Below are 24,360 nucleotides of genomic sequence, written 5' to 3'. Positions count from 1 at the left end.
GCGCCGATGGTACTGCAGGGGGGACCCTGTGGGAGAGTAGGACACCGCCGGACACCAATTCACGATGGCCACCCAGAGATGGGTGGCCATCGCTGTTTAACCAGAGGTTCCGCAGACGGAACCGGAAGATCCAGCACCTCGACCCCCGTGGCATCCGCCATGGTGCGGGTTAGGGTGGTGGCTGGCGGCTCACGGGCCGCCGATCCCCGTCCTCACGGACGGGTCAACTCCACAGAGCTCCACCACGACAGGCGAGGAACGCATGGACGACGCAGCATCCGACCGCAACGACCGCGGACAGGACCGGCGCGACGAGCGCCCGCCCCGCGCTGCCGGCGGCGACCGCTCCTCCTCCCCGCGAGGCGGAGCTCGAGACGGCGAGCGGCCCGCTCGCGGTGGAGACTCCCGTCCGTACCGCGCGAACGACTCCGGAGCGCGCTCGGACGCTCCGCGCCGTGACGGAGCCGGCCGTCCGGACCGTGGCGGAGACTCCCGGCCGCGGCGGGACGGCGACTCTCGTCCGTACTCCGGCGGCGACTCCCGTCCGCGCCGCGACGGTGACGCCCGCCCTCCTCGGGCCGGCGACTCCCGTCCTTCCCGTGACGGTGATTCCCGTCCGCGTCGTGAGGGCGACTTCCGTCCCTCTCGTGACGCCGACTCCCGCCCTCGCCGTGACGGCGATGCGCGTCCTTCCCGTGAGGGTGATTCCCGTCCGCGTCGTGAGGGCGACTTCCGTCCTTCTCGTGGTGGCGACTCCCGTCCGCGTCGTGAGGGCGACGTCCGTCCTTCTCGTGATGGTGACTCCCGCCCCCGCCGCGATGGTGAGTCCCGTCCCTCGCGTGACGGTGACTCTCGTCCCCGGTACGGCGATTCCCGTCCTTCTCATGACGGTGATTCCCGTCCGCGTCGTGAGGGCGATTCCCGTCCTTCTCGTGATGGTGACTCTCGTCCGCGTCGTGAGGGCGACTTCCGTCCCTCGCGTGATGGCGACTCTCGTCCCCGCTACGGCGAGGCACGTCCCTCTCGTGACGGTGATTCCCGTCCGCGTCGTGAGGGCGACTTCCGTCCCTCGCGTGACGGTGACTCCCGTCCTCGTCGTGAGGGCGACTTCCGTCCTTCTCGTGATGGTGACTCCCGTCCGCGTCGTGAGGGCGACTTCCGTCCGTCTCGTGATGGCGATTCCCGCCCTCGCCGTGAGGGTGACTCCCGTCCCTCGCGTGACGGAGACTCTCGTCCGCGTCGGGACGGTGACTCGCGTGGCGGGCGCTTCGACGAGCGTCGGGGCGGTGGCGATCGCGCGGGCGGCCGTGGCGGGTTCGGCGGCGGGTACGCCGGCCGCGGCGCTCCGCGCGAGGAGCCGGAGCTCACCGAGGAGGAGCGTGAGCGTCGCTCCCTCCAGTCGGTACGCCCTCGGCACGACGACCCGGATCTGCCGGACGACGTCCAGGCGAAGGATCTCGACAAGGTCGCCCGCAACGAGCTGCGCACGCTGTCCAAGGACAACGCGGAGTGGGTCGCGCGTCACCTGGTGATGGCGGGCCGCCTCCTCGAGGAGGACCCGGACCTCGCGCACCGGCACGTGCTGTCGGCCGCGCGCCGGGCCGGCCGGATCGCGGTCGTCCGCGAATCGCTGGCCATCTCGGCCTATGCGACCGGAGACTTCGCGCTCGCGCTGCGCGAGCTGCGCACCTACCGCCGGATCTCCGGCTCGGACGAGCAGGTCCCCCTGATGGTCGACAGCGAGCGCGGCGTGGGGCGGCCCGACAAGGCGCTCGAGCTCGGCCGCTCCGTGGACCGCAGCATGCTGAGCCCCGGTGCCCAGGTGTCGCTCGCGATCGCGATGTCCGGGGCGCGCCTCGACCTCGGTCAGGGCGAGCTGGCGCTGATGGAGCTCGAGATCCCGCAGCTCGACCCCGACCGCGCCTTCTCCTACAGCCCCGACCTCTTCGCCGCGTACGCGCTCGTCCTCGAGGAGGTCGGCCGTGCCGAGGAAGCCGCCGAGTGGCAGCGCCGCGCGGACATCGCCGCGCGCGCCGTCTTCGCGGCCGAGGGCGGCGGCGACGACGAGACCATCGAGGTCGTCGAGGAGGAGGGCGAGTACGTGCCCGCCACCCGCGCCGAGCTCTCGGGCCTGGTCGCCGCCGACGCAGCCCCCGAGACCGACGCAGCCCCCGAGACCGACGCGGCCCCCGAGGCCGACCTGGACGACTCGCTCGACATCGACGACGAGGACGAGGACGAGGACGACAGCCTCGACCCCGACTCGGCTGAGCTCGCCGAGCAGGACGTTCCCGAGATCGACCAGCCCCTCGAGATCGACGAGCCCGCCGAGACGGACGAGTCCGCCGAAATCGACGAGCCCGCCGACGCCGGTGCACCGGTGGAGGACGACGAGACCACCGACTCCGATGTCTCCGCCGAGACGACGGCCGCGGACGCGATCGAGAACCAGGCCGCGCTCGACGACGCGGACCTGTCCGACGCGGACTTCGAGGAGGCCCTCGCCGATTCGACGCCCGAGGCACTGTCTGTGGAGGACGCCGCCGAGGAGACCGGCGACGAGCAGCCCGCGGACGAGACCACCGCGGCGTCCACCGACGCGGAGTCCGCAGACGACACCGACACCACCACCCCCACCGACACCGAGGAGGACGGCGCCGATGTTCCGAAGCCCGAAGCCTGAGCCCAGCCCCCTCGACGGGCGCGACTGCGTCCTCGCCGACCTCGACGGGGTCGTCTACAAGGGCGCCGACGCGATCCCGTACGCCGTCGAGAGCCTGAACCGCGCGGCCGAGACGGTCCGCGTCGGCTACATCACCAACAACGCCTCGCGCACCGACGTCTCGGTGGCCGGCCACCTCTCCGACCTCGGCCTCGCCGTGCGCCCGGAGGACGTGGTCACCTCGCCGCAGGCGGCCGTCGTGCTGCTCGCCGATCTGATCCCGGCCGGCTCGACCGTCCTGGTCGTCGGCGGGGAGGGCCTCACCACCGAGGTCGAGCGGGCCGGCTTCACCGTCACCCGCAGTGCGGAGGACTCACCGGCCGCCGTCGTCCAGGGCTTCGCGCAGTCGGTCGGCTGGGCCGAGCTCGCCGAGGCGTCGTTCGCGCTGCACACGGGCATCCCGTGGGTGGCCACCAACACCGACTGGACGATCCCCGTCGCCCGCGGCATCGCGCCGGGCAACGGCACGCTCGTCTCCGCCGTGCACACCGCGGTCGGGCGCCTCCCCGTCGTCGCGGGAAAGCCGGAGCGCGCGATCTTCGACGCGGCGACCGCGCGGTTCGGCTCGACGAATCCGCTGTTCATCGGCGACCGGCTCGACACCGACATCGCCGGGGCGAACACCTCCGGCATGGAGAGCGTGCTCGTGCTGACCGGCATCGACCGGGCGAAGCAGCTGCTCGCGGCCGAGCCGAAGCTGCGGCCGACCTACATCCTGGCCGACCTGCGCGAGCTGGACGCGCCGTACCCGGCGACCGTCGTCGCCCGGAACGGCACGCACTCGGTGCGCTCGGCGAAGGTCCGGCTCGACGGCGACTCCGTCGTGATCGTCGACGCCGGCTCCGACGAGACCGACCTGCTGCGCGCCGCCTGCTCGGTGATCTGGAGCTCGGGCCGCGCGATCTACGGACTCGACGTGCCGGAGTCGCTCTACAGCTGACCCCGCGCCCGCACCGGGCCTAGGCCCGATCCCGTGCGGCGGGCTCCTCCCGGCCCTCGAGCCGGAGGAGCCCGCTCAGCCGGATCGCCAGCGCCACCGCCGCGACGGCGATCAGCGCGCCGTAGGCGAAGGTGGCCGTGAAGACGGCGGCGCCGCTCCCGATCAGACCGGTCACCGCGGCGGCGAGCAGCCCGGTGAGCGCGAGCGAGACCGAGCCGCCGGTCGAGTCGGCGATCTGCAGCGCCGAGCTGTTGAAGCCCTCGCGCCCCGGCGCCGAGAGGCCGAGCGTCAGCGTGCCCATCCGCGGGAACATCGCGCCCATCCCGCCGCCCGCGAGGAACCAGCCGACTCCGGCGACGATCGGCGAGAGCGCGAGCACGACCGTCAGCAGCACGACGACGATGCCGGCGAGCAGCAGCCCGGTTCCGAGCCGCATCGCGCCGCCGTGCGAGAGGCGGGTGCCCGGCCGGCCCTGCAGCTGCGAGCCCAGCGCCCAGGAGACGGCGCCGGCGGTGAGCGCGACCCCGGACAGCCACGGCGGGAGTCCGTACCGCTCGCTGAGCAGCAGCGGGAGGTAGACCTCGGTGCCGAAGAAGGCGGCCGCGACGAGGGCCCGGAGCAGCATCGTCGACGGCAGGACACCGCGCGCTCGCAGCGTGCCGACCGGCAGCAGGGCGCGGACCGCGAGGATCACCACCGCGATCGCGACGGCGGCCACTACTCCCGCCGCGTCCGGAGCGATCTCCGCGCTCGTGCTCAGCACGACGACGGCGGCGGCCACCACGACGGCGCGGACGACGCGGCCGATCGCGCTCCGGTCGAAGGGCCGCAGCGCCTGCGGCTCGAGCGCGCGCAGCGTCGGCGCGATGACCGCGCTCGCCACGGCCACCAGCGCCACGACGCCGAGGAACACCCAGTGCCAGCTCGTCAGCTCGGCGACGAGGCCCGCGGCGAGCGGCCCGACCAGCGAGGGCACCACCCAGGCTGCGGCGAAGGCGCCGAAGATCCGGGGGTGCAGCTCGGCGGGGAAGACCCGGGCGACGAGCACGTAGAGCGTGACGGTGATCCCTCCGCTCCCGAGGCCCTGCAGCAGGCGCGCGCCGACGAAGACCGGCATCGACGTCGCCGTCCCCGCCGCGATCAGGCCGAGCGTGAAGAGCAGGATCGCCGCGATCAGCGCCGGGGTCGGTCCCCGGCGGTCCGCCGAGGAGCCCGCCGTGACCATACCGACCACGGCCGCGGCGAGGGTGGCCGCGAAGGCGAGCGAGTAGAGCGCCCGGCCGTCGAGGTCGGCGCTGATGATCGGCATGATCGTCGTCACCGCGAGCGATTCGAACGCGCAGAGGAAGACGAGCGCGGTCGTGCCGGCGGTGGTCAGGAGGAACGGGGCCGAGGTGATGCCGCGGCGGGCGACGGGAGGCACTCTCGCCACACTACGCGGCGGCCGGTGCCGTCGGCGGAGTCAGCGGTAGACCGCCCAGTCGTCCTTCGTCAGCAGGGTGGGCGTGCCGTCGATGTCGACGAGCCAGCCGGCGTCGTCGCGCTCGAGGTAGCGCCCCTGGATGATCTCCGGAGCCCAGCCCCCGTCGCGCGAGGACACCCAGCGGACGAAGCGGACGGTGCCGCCGCGCCGGAAGAGCGTGCCGTTGTGGTCGCTCACGCCAGGATCCTCCTGGCCCGGGGATCGGGAGCGCTCTCGGGCTCGGCGACGACGTGCAGTCCGATCCGGCCGTGCGAGGCCGCGGTCAGCGCGCGCAGCCAGTGCGGATTGAGGTCGTGCTGCCCCTCGGCGTCGTACTCGTAGCGCGTGGCGATGGAGGGGTGCAGCCAGAGCTCGGACAGTCGCCCGTCGTCGTCCTCAGTGGTGAGCAGGAAGCCCTCGCCGCGGCGGAACCGCGCGGTGATCACGCTCTGCAGGTGCGCGAGGGTGCGGTCCTCGAACCGGTGCGCACTCGGCGGTGCCCCGTACAGCAGGCGTCCCATCGTCGACTCTCCTCCGCCGTTTCCGGTCCACCGAGGGGGGCGCACCACAGAACAGCGTACTTTATTGACTAAATCGGTTAGCTAAATGCTCGGCGAGCAGTGCGTTTCCGGGACAGCGCGTGCTGCGTTTCCCGGAGGGCGCCCGCGGGCTGCCGAGAAGTGGTTGCATGGTCGGAGCGAGTTCCCGATCGGGGCGCCTGCCGTCAGGAGGGCGACCCATGGACGATCGACCGGATCTGTTCGCACTGCTGGCCCGGCTGCGGACCGTGGAGCGGAGCTACGACGCGCGCGTCGAGCGCCGGCTGGGCATCGGCGCGACCGACCTGGCCGCCCTGCGTCTGATCGGCGCCGGCGCCGGGCGGAACGAGATCATCCGCGCGGTCGATCTGGCCGGGGCGATCGGTCTGACGACGGCGGCCGTCTCGATCCTCGTCGACCGGCTCTCCCGCGCCGGCTACGTGGACCGCGTGCTCGATCCCTCCGACGGCCGCGGCCGGATCCTCTGCCTGACCGGCCGGGCCGAGACGGCGCTCGGCGAGACCGACGAGCGGGTCTACGGCGAGGTCCGCACCCTCACCGACTCGGTCGCCGACGCCGAGTCGGTGCGCTTCGCCGCGATCCTCGAGGGGCTCTCCGGGATCTTCGAGCGCGGACCGCATCCCGCGGTCTGAGCCCGCAGTCCTGCAGCCCGCGGCCCTGCAGCCCGCCGCCCTGCTCCCGCGGGGCGGCGCGCTCAGCGGGTGAGGCGCTCGATCAGCTCGCGGTAGCGACCGGCGGTCCGGACGACGATCTCGTGCGGGAGCCGGGGCGGCTCGCCCTGGCCGTCCCAGTTGTCCGCGAGCCAGTCCCGGACGATCTGCTTGTCGAAGGACTGCCCGCGCACGCCCGCGTCGTAGTCGACCGCGTCCCAGTAGCGCGAGGAGTCGCTCGTCAGCACCTCGTCGCCGAGGGTGACGACTCCCGTCGCCCGGTCCACGCCGAACTCGAACTTGGTGTCGGCCAGGATGACGCCGCTGCGCAGCGCGATCGCGGCCGCCTCCCGGTAGACGTGCAGCGAGAGGGTGCGCAGCGCCTCCGCCGCGTCCTCGCCGACGAGCTCGACGGTCCGCTCGAACGAGATGTTCTCGTCGTGCTCGCCCTGGGGCGCCTTCCAGGCGGGGGTGTAGATCGGCTCGGGCAGCACGTCGCCGTCGTCGAGGCCCTCGGGGAGCGCGACGCCGGACACGGTGCCGGTCGCGCGGTACTCCTTGAAGCCGCTGCCGGAGAGGTAGCCGCGCACGACGCACTCGATCGGGAACATGTCGAGCGTCTTCACGAGCATGGCGCGGCCGCGCACGGCCTCGGGGATCTCTCCCGGGACGAGGTGGTTGGGCACATCGGCCAGCTGGCCGAACCACCACAGCGACAGCTCCGTCAGCAGCTCGCCCTTGCCGGGGATGCCGGGCTCGAGGATCGTGTCGAAGGCGCTGACCCGGTCGCTCGCGACGACGAGCATCCGGTCGGCGCCGAGCACCGGGTCGGAGTCGTCGGGGGTGTAGAGGTCGCGCACCTTGCCGGAGTAGGCGTGCTGCCAGCCGGGCAGCGGGGCGGTGGGGTCGAAGGCCGGGGAGTCGTCGCGGGTCACCGGGCCATTCTCCCGGAAGCGGGGGCCGTGGTCAGCCTCTCAGCGCGTCTGCGGACGTCGAACCTGGAAGCGGGCTGGGCATCCGCTCTGCCGCGCGGATCCTGAGCTGTCAACCACGCGCGCTGCCGCCGTGCCCGCGCCTAGCGTCGAGGACATGACTTCCGAGAACACGACCGACCAGTACACGTTCCAGGACCCCACGAAGATGTTCGCCGACATCGACACCGAGGAGCAGTATCAGGAGGGCTCCGGCCTCGACTCGAAGATGGACGACCTCGCCGACCGCGGCGAGTCGACCTACCGCGGTTCTGGCCGCCTCGAGGGCCGCAAGGCGCTGATCACCGGTGGCGACTCCGGCATCGGCGCGGCCGTCGCCATCGCCTATGCGCGCGAGGGCGCCGACGTCGCGATCGTCTACCTGCCCGAGGAGGAGTCCGACGCGAAGAAGGTCGTCGCCCTCATCGAGGAGGCCGGCCGCGTCGCCGTCGCCATTCCCGGCGACATCACCGACCACGACTTCGCCGTCGGCGCCGTCGCGAAGGCCGTCGAGGGCCTCGGCGGCCTCGACATCCTCGTCAACAACGCGGGCAAGCAGCAGTCGGTCGAGAACTTCCTCGACATCTCCGACGAGCAGTTCGACGAGACCTTCAAGACCAACGTCTACGCGATGTTCTGGATGACGAAGGTGGCCGTGCCGCACCTCGCCCCGGGCTCCGCGATCATCAGCACCTCGTCGATCCAGGCCTACCAGCCGTCGCCGACGCTGGTCGACTACGCCTCCACCAAGGCCACGATCAACACGTTCTCGAAGGCGCTCTCGCAGCAGCTCGCGCCCAAGGGCATCCGCGTGAACGTCGTCGCGCCCGGTCCGATCTGGACCCCGCTGCAGACCGCGGGCGGCCAGCCGCCGGAGAAGCTGCCCGAGGTCGGCTCGCAGACGCCGCTCGGCCGCTGGGGTCAGCCCTCGGAGCTCGCTCCGGCCTACGTGTTCCTCGCCTCGCCCGAGTCGAGCTACGTCGTCGGCGAGACGCTGCACGTCAACGGCGGCATGCCCACGCCGTAACACTCGGCGGCATCCGCGGGCCCAGCCGGCGTCCGGAGACCTCGGTCCCCGGACGCAGGCTGGGTCTTCGCATTTAGTTGTCGTAACAATCGGTGCGGAGAAGGCGAACTGCGCAAGGCTTTCTCCATGACCGATTCCCTGCCGATCCTCGACCTCTCCCGCCTCGACCAGGGAGAGGAGGAAGCCGCCGCGTTCCGCCGCGATCTCCGCGAGACCACGCACGACGTGGGCTTCTTCTACCTCGTCGGCCACGGCGTGCCGCAGGACCTCCTCGACGACGTGGTCGCCGTCTCCCGCCGCTTCTTCGAGCTCTCCGAGGAGGAGAAGCTGGCGATCGAGAACACGGCCAGCCCGCAGTTCCGCGGCTACACCCGCTTCGGCGCCGAGCTGACCAACGGCGACGTCGACTACCGCGAGCAGGTCGACATCGGCATCGACCGCGAGACCGTGCCGGCCGGCGCCGACGTCCCGGACTACCAGCGCCTCGAGGGACCGAACCTCTGGCCGGAGTCGCTGCCCGAGTTCCGCGCCGTCTTCGAGCGCTGGCACGAGGAGCTCGCCGCGGTGGCGATCCGCCTGCTGCGCACCTGGGCCGTGGCGCTCGACGCTCCGGCCGACGTCTTCGACGAGGCGTTCGCCGAGAAGCCGTTCTCGCTGGTCAAGGTCGTCCGCTACCCGGGCACCTCCGACCCCGAGCCCAAGCAGGGCGTCGGCGCGCACCGCGACGGCGGAGTGCTGACCCTGCTGCTGGTCGAGCCCGGCAAGGGCGGCCTGCAGGTCGAGCACGACGGCTCCTGGATCGAGGCGCCGGCGCTGCCCGGGGCGTTCGTCGTCAACATCGGCGAGATGCTCGAACTGGCCACCGGCGGCTACCTCAAGGCGACGCTGCACCGGGTGATCTCGCCGCTGATCGGCACCGACCGGATCTCGATCCCGTTCTTCTTCAACCCCTCGCTCGACTCGACGATGCCCTCGCTGCCGCTGCCCGAGGAGCTGAAGTCCGGCCTCTCGGTCGACCCGACCAACAGCCCGATCCTCGAGACCTACGGCGAGAACGCGCTGCGCTACCGCCTGCGCGCGCACCCCAACGTCGCGGCCGTGCACCACGCCGACCTGCTGACTCCGGCGAGCTGACCGCCCGCCGCGAGATGCCACTTGTGCACGCTTCTCACGGCGTGTCGCGTGCACAAGTGGCATCTCGCGGCGGGGGAGGGGGCCCGGGCTACTCGATGAGGTTCGCGGTGGGGAGCGAGTGGGTGCCGAGGTGCAGGGTGCGCGTCCCGAGCGTCCAGCTGATGCGGGGGCGGAAGACGGCCAGGCCGGTGAAGGACACCGACTTCATCTTCTTCAGCGCGGTGCTCGCCTTCGTCCGCAGGGAGGAGACCTGCTCGGCGGAGTGCGCGGCGGCGGCCGGGGGCGGTCCCACCTCCCACATCTCCACTGCGGACTGCGGCGGCACATCGGCCGGGAGGTCGGTGGCGCGTCCCGCCGCTCGCGTGGCCTTGTACTCCACGGAGAGGGGCACGGCGACGGAGGCGTTGGAGGTCAGGAAGCTGGTGAGCCGCCCGTCCGCCGCCTCCGCCGCGGTCTCGATCCCCTCGAGGAGATCGGAGCCGACGTGGCAGCCCGTGATCGGGTCCTGCCCCGCGACGATCGCGAAGACGAAGCCACCGGCGCAGCCGAGCAGCGCACTCGAGACGTCGAGGGCGAGCCAGGTGTCCAGCGCCGACTTCTCCCGGGTGGCGATCTCCACGATGTAGCTGCCCTCGACGGTCGCCTTCCCGGCGACGTCGAGCCTGTGCGGGGCCGGCATCCGCTTGCCGGCGAACGTGTCGAGCATCTTCGTGCCGTCGACCTTGCCGTCACCGGCCAGGCTGAACTGCTTGAAGTAGATCGTGTGGCCGGGCAGGAAGCGCCACGCGTCGGGCTCTCCGGCCTTCGGCTGGAAGTAGAGCCGGACGCCGTGCTTCCGGACGAGCGCCGGAGACAGATTGACCCCCGCCTTCGCGAACGCCGTGTCCTTCACCTTCGGCGCCCCCAGGACCGAGTAGTTGATCGAGTCGCGGAAGGAGAACGCGATCGACATCGTGGGGACGTTGCAGTCCTCCTTGAGAGCGAGCTGCCGGACCTCGCACGGCCCGTTCGGAGAGGTGACCCACGGATTGCCGCTCCTCGTCATCGACGGAGCGCCGACGGACATCTCCAGGTCGAACTCGTCGCTCACCCCGGGGTACTCGGAGGAGAGCTCGATCCCGGCCCGCAGGAGGAAGCTGAAGCGGCCCTTCCCGGAGATGTGCGAGTTGAGGAGGCTGTAGGAGCTCCAGCCCTCCAGATGCGCGGTCGAGCCGCCGGTGAACAGGACCGTCGCGGAGCTGTCCTGGTCGTGGGCCGGGAGGCTCGCGATCGCGGCGCTGAATCCGGGGTCGGACGACGGAGTGCTCAGCATGACGGCGTCGCGGAAGCGGGCGCCGACATCGCCCTGTCCCTTGCAGCGCTTCACCTCGACGTCGAAGATGGCGCAACGCCACCAGTTGAGCGAGTGACCGAGCTCCTCGAGGTAGAACTTGGCGAAGTCCGGGTTCGCGGAGCCGTCGGTGATCCTCACGAGGTCCTCGTTGAGCAGGATCGCGCTCTGATCGTCGTCGTAGACGAAGGCGGCGGGCCGGTCGCCCAGGGTGTCGGAGGCGACCCAGAGCGGACTGATCTGCTCGAGGTACGCGGAATCCGTCAGGACCTTCAGCAGCTCCGCCGTGATCGACCGGCTCTCCGCGCTCGCCCACGCGGGGTTCTGCCGCGCGACCTCCTCGTAGTCCGGGCCGAACGCATGGGTGAACACCGTCTCCACCCCGCGCTCGAAGGCGACCTGCGCGGCGGCCTGGCGCAGATCGGCACTGGTGGCGCCGACCACGGGGAAGGTCTTCGTGCCGTCGAGCCCCAGCTCGTCGCGGAGCGGCCCGTTCGCGAGGAGCCACTTGTGAGTCGCCTCCGGGATCATCCGCGAAGCCCGGGCGAGGAGCTGCCCGAAGTCCTGGTAGTGCGACTCGGGCGGAGCGTCGGACCCGGGCGCGTCACTCCAGAGGCCGCTCTCGCGGACCCCCTCCACCGCCTCGTCGCCGAGGTCCTTCGAGAAGTCGGTGACGAGGCTCTCGAGCGTGGTCCCGAAGTCGTCCTTCCCTCCGATCTCGTGCAGCGCGTCCGAGAGGAACCGCTGCTCGCCGGTCTTGAGCGCGGTCTCGGCGGAGAGCTCCAGCCCGCCCTCGATGGCCTCGCCCGCCGGTCCGAGTGCTCCGAGGAACACGCGGCGGAGGTTGGTCCCGCTCGGGTTCTGCTCGTACTCCTCGATGTGCCGGATCAGCGGCCCGATCAGCGGGATCTGCTCCGCCTCCCCGATCGCGCTGTGCTCGTGGAGCCACTGCCGCTGCAGTTCGCGGAACGTCTCCTCGTCACGGTCGGCGGCGCGCCGGTACTCCTCCTCCGACGCTTTCAACTCGGACAGCTCCTTGCTCTCGACCCGGAGCAGGGCCGCGTAGCCGGTGGGGTCCTCGCCCGCCCAGGTGCGGTGAAGCTCGTGCCAGTCCTCCGCCATCCGGGCCCGGAGTGCCGCCTGCGCCTCGGCGACCCGGGCGCCGTACTCGTTCCGGACGGCGTTCCGCTCCGCCTCGAGCGTCTCCACATCGTGACCGGCGGCTGTGCAGAAGACCATGCTCACGCCGAGACTGAGGGCCAGCCAGAACGGTTGGCACGCGCTTCTCCGCTCGGCGATCGCGCGGTGGATCCGCGGCTCGAAGGCGGCGATCCTCTCGCGGAGCGCCGCCTCCGCTCCGAGCTTCGCGTCGTTCAGCCCCAGGGAGAAGAGCCGATCCATCCGCGCGTGCTGACGGTCGTACGCTCGCTGCGCGATCCAGTGGCCGGAGTCGTCGAGAGCGGCTTGGAGCCGACCACAGGCCTGCAGCAGGGGGGAGCCCGCCGCCGCGGAGCTGCACCGAGCGGCGGACACCCGCCAGCGATCGGCACCCGACGCCGGATCGACGCCGGGCTCGCTCGTGAGGCACTCCGTTCCCGTCCCCGTGATGCAGACCAGACCCCCGTCGAGGTCGCGGGCGTACCAGATCGGCACTCCGAGTGAGCTGCCGTCCCTCCAGGTCATCTCGGCGGCACTCGCCGCCCGGCAGAGGCTCGCGAACACGGTCGCGATCGAGTCCGGGACGGCGTCCACCTGCGAGCAGCGCACGAGTGCGGTCCGGCCCCTGGCGACGTCGGTGACCGCGGCGAGCGGCGTCGCCGTCCGCAGGTCGTACGCCGACCCCTCGGCACCCGGCTGCGGCGTCGCCGCCACCGGGAATGCGATGTCCCGGTCGTCGACGATCGTGTACACGGCGGCGGGACGTCCGACCTTCGGGTCCGCGGGCAGGACGCGCAGCTCCTCCATCCTGACCCCGACGAGCGGATCGTCGAGGGGGGAGGGGCCGGGCGTCGCGGCGTGCGCGGGAAGGGCGGTGCAGACGGCGAGAAGAGCCGCGAGGACGGCGGTCGGTCGGGTGAGGCGTCGAGGCATGGCTGCTCCTGGGTGGGAGGGGCGGGATGCTCCGGGCGGACCGGGCCCGGTGAGGGCCGGCGGCAGCGTCTCGCGCGATCGATCGGGTTGCCACACCGTAGTGGGATCGGATTCCGCTTCTGTGTCGTTGCGCGTCCTGCGGCAGCGGAGGCGCGACATGCCTCGTCCTCCTCGGGCCGACGCTGCCGAACGGCGAGGGGGGGATCGTGACGCGCGCTTGATGCAGGGGTGACGGAGCGCTGACGGGGTGGAGCGGAGTGTGGAGTGCCGGCGTCGCCGGACCGCCGCTCCTCTCGTCGTCAAGGGAATCCCATGTCGTCTCCTCGTGCTCGTTCGTCCCGCCGTCTCGGCGCTGTGCTCGCGCCGCCGGCTGCGCTGCTCCTGGTGCTCGCCGGCTGCAGCGCCGCTCCCGCGCCGGCCGCGTCCACGGCGACCGCCGCTGCCGCGGTCGCCGCGCCCACCGACGCCGAGGTGCGGGGGCTGTTCGACGAGTGGAACGCGGCGCTCGCCACCGGCGACCCCGCGCAGGTGGACGCGCTGTACGCGGACGACGCGGTGCTGCTGCCGACCGTCGCACCCGGGGTCCTCGACACCTCGGCCGAGCGCATCGGCTACTTCGACGCCTTCCTGAAGAAGCGGCCGACGGGGACGATCGACGAGAGCGTCGTCCGTGATCTCGGCGACGGCTACGCCTCGAACACCGGCCTCTACACCTTCGCGCTCGCGGAGACCGGGGAGCTCGTGCACGCCCGGTTCACCTTCGTCTACGAGGAGATCGACGGCGAGTGGAAGATCATCGAGCACCACTCGTCGAAGGAGCCCGTCACGCCGTGACAGCGGAGCGGCTCGCCCGCCCGGCGTGGCACAGTGAGTCGTGCTCATCTTGCTGGTGGAGGACGATCCCGTGATCGCCGACTGCGTGACCGCGGTGCTCGAGCAGTACGGCTACGCCGTCGTCCGGGCGCGGACGGGCAGGGAGGCGCTCGACTCCGGTCCTCCGGACCTCGTGCTCCTCGACCTCGGACTGCCGGACATGGACGGGCTCGACGTCTGCCGGACGCTGCGCCGCAGGGCCGACGTCCCGATCATCGTGATCACCGCGCGGAGCGACGAGGCCGACACCGTCGCCGCGCTCGAGGTGGGCGCGGATGACTGCGTGATCAAGCCGTTCGGCGTCCGAGGGCTGATCGCGCGGATCCGGGCGGTGAGCCGGAGGGTCGGCGCGGCCGGGGCGCGGTCGGCGGCTACCCTCCCGCCGCCGCCCCTGTCGCTCGGCCGGGTCGTCGTCGATCCCGCGTCCCGTCGCGTGCACCTCGACGGTGCCGAGCTCCCTCTGACACCCAAGGAGTTCGACCTGCTGCTGGCCCTGGCCCGGCGCCCGGGGGCGGTGCTCACGCGCGAGGCCCTGATCGACGAGGTCTGGGACTGCAACTGGTTCGGCTCCACCCGCACCCTCGACGTCCACGTCTTCGCGCTCCGCCGCAAGCTCGGCGCGGCGGTGACGATCACCACCCTCCGCGGCGTCGGCTTCCGCCTCGACCTGCCCTGACGGCCTCCGCGAGATGCCACTTGTGCTCGCCTTTCACGGCGTGTCGTGTGCACAAGTGGCATCTCGCGGAGGGGAGGGGGGCCTCGGGGTCAGGGGGTCAGCAGGTGGCCGCCGGGTAGGGGAGGGTGGCGGCGAAGGCGGGCTGGCCCGGGGAGGTGCCGGTGACGGTGACGGAGCCGGCGGGGGTCGACTTCAGGCGCGTGGTGAAGGCGGCCGAGGCGGAGGAGCCCGGGGCGACCGACGGGAACGCCTTCGTGCCGTAGGCGGAGTCGACGGTGATGTCGGCCGCTGCGGTGTCGGTGTTCTTGACGGTCACGGTGAGCACGACCTTGCCGGCGATGCAGCGGGTCGAGACGGCGGGCGCGAGCTCGAGGGTGTCGAGCGGCAGCGCGGCCGAGGCCGAGGTGCGCACCAGCGCGTCGGCGTAGCCGTTGTAGGAGGCGGTGACGCCGCTCACTCCGGCCGGGACGACGGCGCGCGCCGAGCCGCCCGAGAGCGCGACGGTCGAGCTCCAGGTGCCGCCGGTGAAGGTGACGGTGCCGGCGACGTTGCCCCTGTCGGCCGCCGCGACCGTCGCCGTGACCGTGCGGCCGTCGGCGGTGAGGGTCGTGGTGGAGTCGACGGCGGTGACGCCGGTCCAGTTCTTCATCGCAGTGAGGACCGTCTGCGGGACGCTGACGAACGCGCCGTGCCGCGGGCTGGCGGGGAGGCCGCCCTTGGTCGAGACGTTCCAGTCGGCCGACTTCGACAGGCGGGCCGACTGCGAGCTGCCGGCGATGGCGGCTCCCGAGGTCACGAAGGCCTTGTAGCCGCCCTGGCCGTAGTTGTCGACGAGGAAGGCGTAGCCGTCGCCGTTCGCGGTGGTGTCGTTGGGGTCGCCCGCGTTCAGCTTGATGATCTCGGGGCCCTCACCGTCCTGACCGGTCTCGAGCTTGGTCATGTTGGTGTCGGTCAGCTGCCAGGTCTTCGTCGGGTCGGCGTTCCAGTTCGACGAGGTCGTCGGCGCGGTGAGCACCGTCGACTTCTCCAGGAAGATGTCCTTCCCGGCCTCGAGGGTGCCGGCGGCGGCGCCCTCCTCGTTCTTGGTGAAGCGGTAGTAGGAGTCGCCGATCTTGGTGATCGTCGAGTCGATCCGCGCGTAGCCGGTGTCCTGCCAAGTGGCGGGCGGCTGGGTGAAGGTGCGGAAGTCGCGGGTGATCACCGAGAAGACGCGGGAGTAGAGCTTGTCGCTGTTGGTCTTCGTCGCGTCGGAGTAGAGGCGCGAGGAGAAGAAGACCACGTAGGACTGCAGCGCGTCGTCCCAGTACGCCTCCGGCGCCCAGGTCATGCCGGCGGCCGGCTGGTTGACCGTGATGCCGGTGTCGGCGCCGTTGGTGCGGGTCCACGTCACCAGGTCGGTCGACTCCCAGACCTCGATCTTGAGGCTGCCCTTGGACTGCGCGTCGCCCCAGCCGGTGCCGCAGGAGATGCAGAGGTCGGTGGCGACCATGTAGTACTTGTCGCCGTTGTGCGAGCGGAGGATGAACGGGTCGCGCAGGCCCCTGGTGTCGGTCGTCGAGGTGATGACCGCCTTGCCGCCGTTCACCGGCGAGAAGGTGAAGAAGTCGTTGCCGGACGTCGCCGCCTGGTAGATCTTCTCGTCGCCGTCGGACTTGAAGTACGCCGAGGCGTAGCCCGCGTCGGGAGCGGTGCGGCCGAGCTCGGCCACCGTCAGCGAGAAGGAGCGGGTCTCGGTGACGCCGTTGAGGGTCGCGGTCGCGGTCAGCGTGACGGGCTTGTCGCCCGAGCCGTAGGCCGGACGGGTGACGACGCCGCCGCCGCGGAACGGGTCGGCCGCGCCGACCGCCGGGGCGGTGTACGAGGTGCTGGTCGGGGTGACGAGCGCCGGGTCGGACGAGGTCCAGGTGATGGCGGTGCCGTTCTTGGCTCCTGTGACCGCGAGCGGCAGGTTCTCGGTGGTGCGGGTGGCGAGCACGAGCGCGTCGAGGTCGTCGTTGATGCTCGGGGCGAGCACGACGACGTCGAAGGTCAGCACGGCGCCCTGGCCGGTGGTCGCGGTGAGGGTGACCGGGGTGTCCTGCGCGATCGAGCGCGAGACGACTCCGGTGCCGGAGACGACCGCGGGGTTCGAGGAGGTCCAGGTGAGCGGGACGCCGCTGCTGGTCGCGGGGAGCGTCAGGTTCGTCGAGACGGCGGTCAGCGAGGGGTTGCCGGCCAGGAGCACGGGCAGGATGTCGGGGCGGAGCAGCGCCGAGGTCGCGGCGGCCTTCGCGGCGGCGGTCGGCATGCTCGACGCGACCTGGTCGGCGGTGAGCGCCGTGTCCCAGAACTTGACGTCGGTGACGTCGGCGGTGAGCAGCGGGTCGCCGGAGTAGAGCGAGCGGCCGAGGTAGCCGAGTGTGCTCCCGGAGGGGACGATGCTCGCCATCGACTTCGCGGCGGTGACCGTCGAGATCTGCACGCCGTCGCGGTAGAGGGTGAGCGTGGTGCTCGCTCCGGTGCCGGTGCCGACGAGGGTGAGGGTGGTGAAGCCGGGGTTGAGGGTGCCGCCGAAGGGCATCCGGGTCTCGCCGTTGCCGCTGTCCTTCACGCGGATGCCGGCGAGGACCTGGCCGCTCGGGGAGCCGTCGGGGTTCCGCGGATTCACGAAGACGTGGTTGCCGAGCTGGGTGGTGTTCCAGGGGCCGACGCCGTCGCCGATCACCCAGCCGAACTGGTTGGCGGTGGTCTGCGTCTTCACCGTGTACTCGACGGCGAAGGCGTTGTCGGTGCCGGTGACCAGTCCCTTCGGGAGGCTCGCGTAGCCGTCGGACTTGAAGCGGGCGACCTGGTCGCCGCCGGCGTCCGCGAAGGAGGCGTCGGTGAGGCCGGTCAGCGTCGCGTTGCGGCCGTTGCCCGAGATGTCGAGCAGGGCGGACCCGGCGTGCGACATGTCGTAGTGCGCGGTGGGTGCGGGCACGTCGACGGCCTGGGCCGAGACGGGGACGAGGGCGCCTCCGAGGGCGACGCTCGTGCACGCGAGTGCGGAGAGGAAGAGGGACCGGGCACGGCGCCGGGGCGCGGTGGCAGGGGGCTCCGGGGAGCGTCGTCTCATCGTCGAGACCTTTCCTGGGTGAGGGGGATCAGGCCGCCGAAGAGGGGCCGGCGGGTGGTGTTCACGTTAACATGCGCGCCGGTCAGGGGCTAGGGCGGATCGGCGCCGGCGTGCGGTCGCGTCGCTCCTCCGGCGCCACCCTGTGCGGCGGCGGCCGGGTGGCGTACGGTGAGCGGACCGCATCCTGGTCCCCGGTGTCGGACCTCGTCCATCCGTCGAGAGCACCAGGGGAGCATGAGATGAAGACTCTGTCGTACGCCGGGGGCGCGATCGTCCTCGAGGACGAGGCCGCGGACGCCGTTCTGCGCTACTCGGTGGCGCTGGCCGACCGCGGCCGGATGGCCACCGTCACTCTCGCCGACGCGGCGTCCTCCGACGCCTCGGCGGTGGTGGTCCTGACCATCGGCGTCGGGGTCCCGCTCCTGCTGCGGGGCGAGCGGACCGGGTCCGGCACCGACTCCGCACTCGACCTGCGCGACCGGCTCGACGCGCTCGAGCGCTCCCGGGAGCCGATCGGGGTCTGGGACACCGACCCCCGGCAGCTCTGGGGCGAGCTGGACTACGACTTCCTCTGAGGCGGTCGCCGCACGTCCGATCACCCGGATCGCCCCGGCCCGTGGGCGGTGCGGCGCCTTCCGGCGCACCCGTTCAGGGGAGCGCTAGAGTCGGCTACAACGTTGTATGTTCAGCAGGTCCCGACTGAAGGAGATCGATGGCGATCACTCTGCACGACGTGGCGCGGGCCTCCGGAGTCTCCATCAAGACCGTCTCCAACGTCATCAACGACTACCCGCACGTGCGGCCGGCGACCCGCGAGCGGGTCGAGGCCGCGATCGCCGAGCTGGGGTACATCCCGAACCTCTCGGCCCGGAGTCTCCGGCGCGGGCGGACGAACGTCATCGGACTGGCGCTCCCCGAGCTGAGCCTGGCGTACTTCGCCGAGCTCGCCGACAGCGTCATGCGCGCGGCCGACGACCGCGGTCTGACCGTGCTGATCGAGCAGACCGGAGGCGACCCGCAGCGCGAGCGGGACGTCCTGCGCAGCTCGCGGCGCCAGCTCACGGACGGACTGCTCTTCAGCCCTCTGGGGATGGCGATGGCCGATGAGCCGGCGCTCGCGGTCGACTACCCGCTGGTCCTGCTGGGCGAGCGGATCTTCACCTCGCGCTTCGACCACGTGACCATGCAGAACGTCGCCGCCGCCCGCGCCGCGACGACCCACCTGATCGAGTCCGGCCGGCGGCGGATCGTCGCCCTCGGGGCGCACGAGAACGAGGACGTCGGCTCGGCCGCGCTGCGGATGCGGGGGTACCGCGAGGCCCTGGAGGCGGCGGGCATCGCCTACGACGAGCGCCTCGTCAGCTACTCCGGACCGTGGCACCGCGCCAACGGCAACGCGGCGATGTGCAGGGTCCTGGAGTCCGGGGTCGACTTCGACGCCGTCTTCGCCCTGAACGACTCCCTCGGGCTCGGCGCCATCCGCGCGCTGCAGGTGCAGGGGCTGAGCATCCCCGGGGACGTCGCGGTCATCGGCTTCGACGACGTCGACGAATCGCGGTACTCGGTCCCGAGCCTGTCGAGCATCGATCCGGGTCGCGACGAGATCGCGCGGACCGCCGTCGAGGTGCTGAAGGGGCGGATCGAGGGTTCGCTCCTCGCGCCGCCGACGCTGCACGAGGCCGGTTTCTCGGTGACGTCGCGGGAGTCGACCGCGCCGTAGCGCGTTGTCACGGTTGCGTCGCGGACGGCGACCGCGCTCTTGACACTCGCCGACGAACTCCGCATCATCATTTCTACAACGTTGTTTTCCATCGTTGTACAAACGACCTGCTCCAGGACGATCCCCCTTCCCGGCCGACGACGGCCGTATCCGAAAGGACACGCAATGATGCGTCACACGAAGAGAATGCTCGCGGCGGGGGTGGCCGTCGCCGCCTCCGCGGCCGCCCTCACCGGCTGCTCCGCAGGGAGCGACGCCGCCACCTGCGAGAACACGATCGTGAACGAGGACGCCAAGGTCGTCACGATGTGGGCCTGGTACCCGGAGTTCGAGGGGATCGTCGACCTCTTCAACAACAGCCACGACGACGTCCAGATCTGCTGGAGCAACGCCGGCGCCGGCAACGACGAGTACACCAAGCTCACCACCGCCGTGCAGGCCGGCTCGGGCGCACCCGACGTCGTCATGCTCGAGAGCGAGGTCGTGCAGAGCTACATCCCGCAGGACGCGCTCGTCGACCTCACCGAGTACGGCGCGGGCGACGTGCAGAGCAACTACTCCGAGGGCGCCTGGGCCGACGTCTCCAGCGGCGACGCCACCTACGCGATCCCCGTCGACGGCGGACCCGTCGGGATGCTCTACCGCCAGGACATCCTCGACCAGTACGGCATCCCCGTCCCGACGACCTGGGAGGAGTACGCCGCAGCGGCGCAGGCTCTCAAGGACGCCGGCTCCACCACGCTCATGACGGACTTCCCCGGCAACGGCCGCGCCTACCAGCAGGCGCTCTTCGCGCAGGCCGGCTCGGTGCCCTACACCGTCGACGGCACGGACGTCACGGTGGACCTCGACGACGAGGCCAGCGCGAAGGTCATGGACTACTGGAGCGACCTGGTGCAGAAGGGCCTGGTCGGCACCGAGGACGCCTCGACCACCGACTACAACACCCACCTGGTCGACGGCACCTACGCCTCGGTCGTCGCCGCCGCCTGGCTGCCCGGCTACCTGAAGGGCTTCGAGGGCGCCGACACCGACGCCGTGTGGCGTGCCGCACCGGTCCCGCAGTGGGAGGGTGCCGAGCCGACCCAGATCAACATCGGCGGATCCGCTTTCGCGGTGACCAGCCAGGCCGAGGACAAGGAAGCGGCCGCGACGGTGGCGAAGGAGATCTTCGGCACCGAGGAGGCCTGGAAGATCGGCATCGAGAAGGGCGCTCTGTTCCCGCTGTGGAAGCCGATCCTCGAGTCGGACTACTTCGCGAACCTCGAGTACGACTTCTTCGGCGGTCAGCAGATCAACAAGGACGTCTTCCTCTCCGCCGCCACGGAGTACCAGGGCTTCCAGGTCTCGCCGTTCCAGAACTTCGCCTACGACAAGCTCACCGAGGCGGTGAACGCCGTGAACAGCGGTGACTCGGGCGTCGCGGACGCCCTCTCGACCTATCAGACCGCGGTCAGCGAGTACGCCGCGGGCCAGGGCTACACGGTCGGTTGACGATCGGCGGCCGCCGTCCGCGAGGGCGGCGGCCGCCCCGTCCCTCCTCGAAGGAGCACCATGTCCAACCTCGTCGTCCCCGCCCCCGCCGCCACCGCAACCCCGGCCGAGACCCGTCCGAAGAAGCCGCGCGCCGGAGTCGTCGCCTCGCGGCGCGCCCGCTGGGGCTGGGTCTTCGTCGCCCCGTTCGGGATCTTCCTCGTGGTCTTCCTGATCACGCCGCTGATCTACTCGTTCATCCTGAGCCTGCAGAACAAGACCGTCGCCACCGGCAATCAGTGGGTCTGGTTCGCGAACTACGCCAAGGCCTTCTCGGACCCCCTCTTCCTCGAGGGCGTCTGGCTGGTGGTGCGCTTCGCCCTCATCCTGATCCCGATCCAGATGCTGGTCTCGCTGATCGCCGCGCTGATGCTGGACGCGCTCACCTCGCGGTTCTCGCGGTTCGCCCGGCTGATGATCTTCGTGCCCTACGCGGTGCCCGCCGTGATCGGCGCCCTGATGTGGGGCTTCCTCTACAGCCCGTCCTTCGGGCCCGCCACGGAGGTGTTCGGCTGGCTCGGTCTCGACGCGCCGAACCTGCTGGGCAAGGACTCGATCTTCGGCAGCCTGGTCAACGTCGTCACCTGGCAGTGGGCCGGCTACTACATGATCATCATCTACGCGGCCCTGCAGGGCATCGACCCCGCGGTCTACGAGGCGGCACGCCTGGACGGCGCGAGCGCGATCCAGACGGCGCTGCGGATCAAGATCCCGATGATCTCCTCCTCGATGGTGCTGATCCTCGTCTTCGCCCTCATCGGCACGCTGCAGTTCTTCACCGAGCCGCAGATCCTGCGCTCGCTGGCGTCGGGCTCGATCGACGCGTCGTACACGCCGAACATCTACGCGTACACGCTCGCCTTCTCCTACAACCAGTTCAACTACGCCTCCGCGATCTCCTTCGCGCTGGGTCTCGTGGTGTTCCTCGGGTCCTACCTGTTCCTGATGGCCACCAAGAAGAGGAACGGACTCTCATGAGCACCCTCTCGCTCGCCCCCAAGCGCGACCGCGTCCAGCGACGCGACGACGCCGTCCGGGCGCGGAGCCGCCGCGGCGGCCGCCAGCTGCTCCCGCACGTGATCCTGCTCGCCTTCGTCGTCTACTTCGCGCTCCCGTTCTGGTGGCTCGTCGTGGCCTCGACCAAGGACCAGGTCGGCCTGTTCTCGGGCACCGTCAGCCCGCTGTGGTTCGGCGACTCCTTCGAGTTCTTCACCAACATCGGCTCGCTGTTCACCTACTCGAACGGCCTCTACTGGAAGTGGCTCGGCAACTCGTTCCTCTACGCCTTCGCCGGCGGACTCGGAGCGACGGTGCTGTCGGTGCTCGCCGGCTACGGCTTCGCGGCCTACGCCTTCAAGGGCCGCAACGCCTTCTTCTCGCTGGTCCTGGGGTCGGTGATGGTGCCGGCGACGGCCCTGGTCATCCCGCTGTTCGTCATGTTCAGCACCGCCCAGCTCACCAACACCGTGTGGGCGGTCATCCTGCCCTCGATGCTCAACCCGTTCGCCGTCTACCTCATGCGCGTCTACACGCAGGACGCGGTGCCGGAGGAGATGCTGGACGCCGCCCGGATGGACGGAGCCGGCGAGATCACGGTCTTCTTCCGCGTCGCCCTGCCGCTGCTGCGCCCCGCACTCGTGACGGTGCTGCTGCTCTCCGTCGTCGGGACCTGGAACAACTACTTCCTCCCCCTCGTGATGCTCTCGAACTCGCAGCTCTTCCCGGTCACCGTCGGACTCGGCACCTGGCAGACCCAGGCGTCGGTCAACACCGGCGGCCAGTCGCTGTGGAACCTCGTCATCGTCGGCGCCCTGATCTCCGTCATCCCGCTGATCGTCTCGTTCCTCACCCTGCAGAAGTACTGGCAGGGCGGACTCTCCATCGGCTCCGTCAAGTGACGCCGACCGCCGCCGGGACTCCCGCATCACCGCTCACCTCAGCACGATCCAGAAAGGCTCTGCCATGACCGACGCCTCCCGCGCCGTCTCCCCGCCCGCGACCGCGCGCATCTCCCTCGACCCGGCCGCGGTGGTCGCTCCCGTGAATCCGCGGCTGTTCGGCTCGTTCGTCGAGCACCTCGGCCGCTGCGTGTACGACGGGATCTACGAGCCCGGGCACCCGACCGCCAATGAGGACGGCTTCCGCCTGGACGTGGTCGAGCTGGTCAAGGAGCTCGGCTCGACCACGGTCCGCTACCCCGGCGGGAACTTCGTCTCCGGCTACCGGTGGGAGGACGGCGTCGGACCCCGCGAGGACCGCCCGCGCCGCCGCGACCTCGCCTGGCACTCCCTCGAGACCAACGAGGTGGGCCTGGACGATTTCGCGAAGTGGGCGAAGCTCACCGGCAGCGAGATCATGTACGCCGTCAACCTCGGCACCCGCGGCGTCCTCGAGGCCTTGGACGTCCTCGAGTACGCGAACGGCAAGGCCGGCACGTTCCTCGCCGACCAGCGGATCGCGAACGGGTCGCCGGAGCCGCACGACATCCGCATGTGGTGCCTGGGCAATGAGATGGACGGCCCCTGGCAGGTCGGCCACATGAACGCCGACGACTACGGCAAGCTCGCCTCCCGCACCGCCAAGGCCCTCAAGATCGCCGACCCCTCGCTCGAGCTCGTGATCTGCGGCTCGTCCGGCTCGTCGATGCCGACCTTCGGCGAATGGGAGCGGGTGGTCCTCGAGCACGCCTACGACGACGTCGAGTACGTCTCCTGCCACGCCTACTACCAGGAGTACGACGGCGACCTGGGGTCGTTCCTGGCGTCCTCGCTCGACATGGAGTACTTCATCTCCACCGTCGCGGCGACCGTCGACCACGTGAAGCACAAGCTGAAGAAGTCGAAGGACATCAAGCTGTCCTTCGACGAGTGGAACATCTGGTATCTCAAGGAGCACCAGGAGGAGGAGGCCGCCCTCGCCGCCGCCGACACCAGCGGTGCCCGGGAGTGGCCGTACGCGCCGCGGCTGTTGGAGGACGTCTACTCGGTCGCCGACGCGGTCGTGCTCGGCAACCTCATGATCACGCTGCTGAAGAACTCCGACCGGGTCACCTCGGCGTCGCTCGCGCAGCTCGTCAACGTGATCGCGCCGATCATGACCGAGCCGGGCGGAGCGGCCTGGCGGCAGACCACGTTCTTCCCGTTCTCCACCACCGCTCGCCTCGCGTCGGGCTCGGTGCTGCGGCCGCGGATCGAGGTCGGGTCCTACTCCACCTCGCGCCACGGTGACGCGCCGCTCGTCGACTCCGTCGCCACGCTGGATGACGGTCGCGCGGCCGTGTTCCTGGTGAACCGCTCGACGACCGACGCCCTCGAGGTCACGGTCGACGTGAACGGCCTCGGCGTCTCCACCGTCGCCGAGGCGGTCGCCCTCTTCGACGAGGACGTCTACGCCAGGAACACCAAGGACGACCAGAACCGCGTCGGCCTCAAGCCCGTCGACGCCACGCTGGTCGACGGCGTGCTGGCGCTGACGCTGCCCCCGGTCTCCTGGACCGCCGTCTCCCTGACGGCGTAGCGGACGGACCGGGTGGGTCTCGATACGCGGGCCTGCGGCCCGCTACTCGACCAGCATGAAA

General features: G+C 71.0%; 20 protein-coding genes. 13 read left to right on the top strand and 7 right to left on the bottom strand.

Annotated elements, in window-relative coordinates; genetic code table 11:
- Positions 1–223 precede the first annotated feature (223 nt).
- The gene (locus tag MT351_RS11130) at positions 224–1,573 is read right to left on the bottom strand and encodes a hypothetical protein (RefSeq protein WP_207901667.1); all 1,350 of its coding nucleotides are present in this window, start codon (positions 1,571–1,573) and stop codon (positions 224–226) included.
- Here MT351_RS11130 and MT351_RS11125 point away from each other — a divergent pair.
- On the top strand, positions 1,532–2,683 hold the full coding sequence (locus MT351_RS11125) for a hypothetical protein (RefSeq protein WP_243582189.1): 1,152 nt from the start codon (positions 1,532–1,534) through the stop codon (positions 2,681–2,683). The genes MT351_RS11130 and MT351_RS11125 overlap by 42 nt on opposite strands.
- Positions 2,661–3,662 (top strand): HAD-IIA family hydrolase, encoded by a 1,002-nt coding sequence (locus MT351_RS11120; RefSeq protein WP_132436489.1) that lies wholly within the window; start codon positions 2,661–2,663, stop codon positions 3,660–3,662. The genes MT351_RS11125 and MT351_RS11120 overlap by 23 nt, the downstream gene beginning before the upstream one ends.
- A 19-nt stretch (positions 3,663–3,681) precedes the next feature.
- Here the strand turns inward: MT351_RS11120 and MT351_RS11115 are convergent, their stop codons facing one another.
- From MT351_RS11115 to MT351_RS11105, 3 genes are read right to left on the bottom strand one after another with little or no spacing between them, the layout of a single operon-like run.
- A complete protein-coding gene (locus MT351_RS11115; RefSeq protein ID WP_243582188.1) occupies positions 3,682–5,085 on the bottom strand; it encodes an MFS transporter in 1,404 nt (467 codons plus the stop codon).
- A 39-nt stretch (positions 5,086–5,124) separates the two neighbouring features.
- A complete protein-coding gene (locus MT351_RS11110) occupies positions 5,125–5,322 on the bottom strand; it encodes a hypothetical protein (protein ID WP_123706625.1) in 198 nt (65 codons plus the stop codon).
- Complete coding sequence (locus MT351_RS11105; protein WP_123706624.1) at positions 5,319–5,645, bottom strand: ATP-dependent DNA ligase; 327 nt, start codon at positions 5,643–5,645, stop codon at positions 5,319–5,321. The genes MT351_RS11110 and MT351_RS11105 overlap by 4 nt, the downstream gene beginning before the upstream one ends.
- Before the next feature lie 218 nt (positions 5,646–5,863).
- Between MT351_RS11105 and MT351_RS11100 the strand changes: the two genes are divergently transcribed.
- Positions 5,864–6,316, top strand: a complete 453-nt coding sequence (locus MT351_RS11100) for a MarR family winged helix-turn-helix transcriptional regulator (protein ID WP_165909065.1) — start codon at positions 5,864–5,866, stop codon at positions 6,314–6,316.
- 62 nt (positions 6,317–6,378) lie between these two features.
- Here the strand turns inward: MT351_RS11100 and MT351_RS11095 are convergent, their stop codons facing one another.
- Positions 6,379–7,269, bottom strand: coding sequence for a phosphoribosylaminoimidazolesuccinocarboxamide synthase (locus tag MT351_RS11095; protein WP_132436491.1), 891 nt, complete (start codon positions 7,267–7,269; stop codon positions 6,379–6,381).
- Between the two features lie 154 nt (positions 7,270–7,423).
- On the opposite strand from MT351_RS11095, the gene MT351_RS11090 reads away from it, so the two are divergent.
- Together MT351_RS11090 and MT351_RS11085 are read left to right on the top strand one after the other, a co-directional pair.
- On the top strand, positions 7,424–8,332 hold the full coding sequence (locus MT351_RS11090; RefSeq protein WP_279398233.1) for a glucose 1-dehydrogenase: 909 nt from the start codon (positions 7,424–7,426) through the stop codon (positions 8,330–8,332).
- Between the two features lie 126 nt (positions 8,333–8,458).
- Entirely contained in the window at positions 8,459–9,466 is a 1,008-nt protein-coding gene (locus tag MT351_RS11085) for an isopenicillin N synthase family oxygenase (RefSeq protein WP_132436495.1), read from the top strand.
- Between the two features lie 88 nt (positions 9,467–9,554).
- Here the strand turns inward: MT351_RS11085 and MT351_RS11080 are convergent, their stop codons facing one another.
- Positions 9,555–12,887, bottom strand: coding sequence for a hypothetical protein (locus tag MT351_RS11080; RefSeq protein ID WP_243582187.1), 3,333 nt, complete (start codon positions 12,885–12,887; stop codon positions 9,555–9,557).
- Between the two features lie 312 nt (positions 12,888–13,199).
- Between MT351_RS11080 and MT351_RS11075 the strand changes: the two genes are divergently transcribed.
- Positions 13,200–13,721 carry an SgcJ/EcaC family oxidoreductase gene (locus MT351_RS11075; RefSeq protein ID WP_123737621.1) on the top strand — a complete coding sequence of 174 codons (522 nt, stop codon included), beginning with the start codon at positions 13,200–13,202 and terminating at the stop codon, positions 13,719–13,721.
- A 40-nt stretch (positions 13,722–13,761) separates the two neighbouring features.
- Positions 13,762–14,436, top strand: a complete 675-nt coding sequence (locus MT351_RS11070) for a response regulator transcription factor (RefSeq protein ID WP_132436499.1) — start codon at positions 13,762–13,764, stop codon at positions 14,434–14,436.
- Between the two features lie 97 nt (positions 14,437–14,533).
- Here MT351_RS11070 and MT351_RS11065 read toward each other — a convergent pair whose 3' ends face one another.
- Entirely contained in the window at positions 14,534–17,530 is a 2,997-nt protein-coding gene (locus tag MT351_RS11065; protein ID WP_243582185.1) for an immunoglobulin-like domain-containing protein, read from the bottom strand.
- A gap of 239 nt (positions 17,531–17,769) precedes the next feature.
- On the opposite strand from MT351_RS11065, the gene MT351_RS11060 reads away from it, so the two are divergent.
- The 6 genes from MT351_RS11060 to MT351_RS11035 all read left to right on the top strand — a co-directional run bounded on the left by MT351_RS11060 (position 17,770) and on the right by MT351_RS11035 (position 24,299).
- Positions 17,770–18,105 carry a hypothetical protein gene (locus MT351_RS11060; protein WP_123444562.1) on the top strand — a complete coding sequence of 112 codons (336 nt, stop codon included), beginning with the start codon at positions 17,770–17,772 and terminating at the stop codon, positions 18,103–18,105.
- 137 nt (positions 18,106–18,242) lie between these two features.
- Positions 18,243–19,250 carry a LacI family DNA-binding transcriptional regulator gene (locus MT351_RS11055; protein ID WP_123737624.1) on the top strand — a complete coding sequence of 336 codons (1,008 nt, stop codon included), beginning with the start codon at positions 18,243–18,245 and terminating at the stop codon, positions 19,248–19,250.
- Between the two features lie 168 nt (positions 19,251–19,418).
- Entirely contained in the window at positions 19,419–20,744 is a 1,326-nt protein-coding gene (locus MT351_RS11050; RefSeq protein WP_165909066.1) for an ABC transporter substrate-binding protein, read from the top strand.
- A 60-nt stretch (positions 20,745–20,804) separates the two neighbouring features.
- Positions 20,805–21,761 carry a carbohydrate ABC transporter permease gene (locus MT351_RS11045; protein WP_123737625.1) on the top strand — a complete coding sequence of 319 codons (957 nt, stop codon included), beginning with the start codon at positions 20,805–20,807 and terminating at the stop codon, positions 21,759–21,761.
- On the top strand, positions 21,758–22,681 hold the full coding sequence (locus tag MT351_RS11040; protein ID WP_123444558.1) for a carbohydrate ABC transporter permease: 924 nt from the start codon (positions 21,758–21,760) through the stop codon (positions 22,679–22,681). Before MT351_RS11045 ends, MT351_RS11040 begins: the two co-directional genes overlap by 4 nt.
- A 64-nt stretch (positions 22,682–22,745) precedes the next feature.
- Positions 22,746–24,299, top strand: a complete 1,554-nt coding sequence (locus MT351_RS11035) for an alpha-N-arabinofuranosidase (protein WP_132436507.1) — start codon at positions 22,746–22,748, stop codon at positions 24,297–24,299.
- The last annotated feature ends 61 nt before the right edge of the window (positions 24,300–24,360 follow it).

It is taken from the genome of Rathayibacter sp. VKM Ac-2926, from assembly GCF_022815565.1.
GTDB classification, from domain to species: Bacteria; Actinomycetota; Actinomycetes; order Actinomycetales; family Microbacteriaceae; genus Rathayibacter; species Rathayibacter festucae.
Note: the sequence above shows the minus strand (reverse complement) of the source record. Positions and strands in the feature narration are given on the sequence as shown.